Genomic DNA, 1406 nt, shown 5'->3' with positions numbered 1-1406 from the left:
GGGGATGGAGCATTTTAAAAGTTTGGTCGAGAAGTTGCCGGCGCTTGCCTCAACAAGCCCTTTAGAAGTGTGTGCCTTAGCGCAAGAACCAAAGCTTGCTCCAGAAGAGGTTGCCCTTGCGGCACGCCATTATCAGGAAGAGCAGAAGCAAAAAGGCTTCGACATCACCATTAGCCAAGCGGTTGAGTATATTAGCGAGCAAAAGGAGCGCCCATTATGAGTACGATGATTTTGATTAAATCTTTTCGCGCTGGAGATGTGATTTCACCTTATTGCATTGTTGCAGCGCGCGGTGACGGAATGGTGGCAACGGCTTCTGGTAAGGGTGATAAATTATTAGGGACTGCTGGGTCATTGATTGCAAAGGCTGGTGAGATGATTGATGTTGGCCAATGTGGTTGGGGCGAAGTGGTTTGTGGAGGCAATGTTTCCTTTGGTGATTTTTTGACCTCTGACCCCAAAGGACACGCCATTAAAGCGGAAGCCGCAGATCGCACCATTGGTATTGCCATGAGTGATGGTTCTGCTGGTGATGTTATTTCTTTTAAAATTAATTAATCGAGGCATAAAATGAACAGACCTTTTCCCATTGATCCAACACTCACCGCTATTGCTATTGGTTATCGCAATCCAGCAGGTTCTCTTATTGGCGATAGAGTTTTGCCACGCGTTTGTGTTTTAAGTGAGGTGTTTAAATATAGTGAATTTCCTTTAGCAGAAAATTTTACCGTGCCTGAACTTGAGGTTGGGCGAAAAGGGCGCCCGAATGTGGTGGAATTTTCTGCCTTTGAACGGGAAGCCAGTGTCAAAGATTACGGACTTGATGATCTCATCCCCAATTCAGATATTGAAGCAGCGGCACGCGCACGGGCAGAAAAGCGCTCTCGTTATAACCCCGAAAAGACAGCTGTAGAGGGACTTGCCAATTTGCTAGAATTGGGGCGTGAAGTGCGTGTTGCAGCTCTTGTGCAAAGAAGTGAAAATTACGCACCAGAGCGGGTGATTACGCTTAAGGGTGAAAATAAATTTAGCGATTATGAGAAATCTGACCCTTATGCCACTTTAGATGAGGCGATGGATAAAAGTCTCGTCTATACGCCCAACACCATTGTGATGGGCAAAGTTGTTTGGTCAAAACTCAAACGTCATCCCAAAATCATTAAAGCCGTTAAAGGGGGTGGCACTGCTGATGGTTTTGTCACCAAGGCGCAATTTGCTGATCTGATGGAAATACACCCCGATCGTTTACTCATTGGTGAATCGCAAGTGAATTTGGCACGTAAAGGGCGTTCGGCACAATTGGCACGCGTGTGGGGCAATAAGATTGCACTGCTTTATATTGACCCTACCAAACAACAGGCAGATGGTTTGGTGATCAGTTGGGGCTTTAGCGCCCAGTTGGGCGA

At 46.4% G+C, this 1406-nt stretch carries 2 protein-coding genes and 1 pseudogene; all 3 read left to right on the top strand.

What is annotated here, in order from left to right; translation table 11 throughout:
- Positions 1-220, top strand: a pseudogene (locus tag ACFILY_RS08475) (hypothetical protein); the annotation flags it as partial.
- Positions 217-558: a hypothetical protein gene (locus ACFILY_RS08470; protein ID WP_375631562.1), complete on the top strand. Its 342-nt coding sequence runs from the start codon at positions 217-219 to the stop codon at positions 556-558. The pseudogene ACFILY_RS08475 and the gene ACFILY_RS08470, both read left to right, overlap by 4 nt.
- A 12-nt stretch (positions 559-570) precedes the next feature.
- A partial coding sequence (locus ACFILY_RS08465) for a capsid protein (RefSeq protein ID WP_375673310.1) occupies positions 571-1406 on the top strand: 836 nt, incomplete at its 3' end.

The organism is Bartonella sp. CL25QHWL, from assembly GCF_042195335.1.
Taxonomy (GTDB): domain Bacteria; phylum Pseudomonadota; class Alphaproteobacteria; order Rhizobiales; family Rhizobiaceae; genus Bartonella.
The sequence above is the reverse complement of the archived record's forward strand: the minus strand, read 5'-3'. Positions and strand labels throughout refer to the sequence as shown.

Bases quoted from the DNA above. Each gene is read 5' to 3' on its own strand.
- ACFILY_RS08470 (WP_375631562.1), top strand. From the start codon at position 217: ATGAGTACGATGATTTTGATTAAATCTTTTCGCGCTGGAGATGTGATT.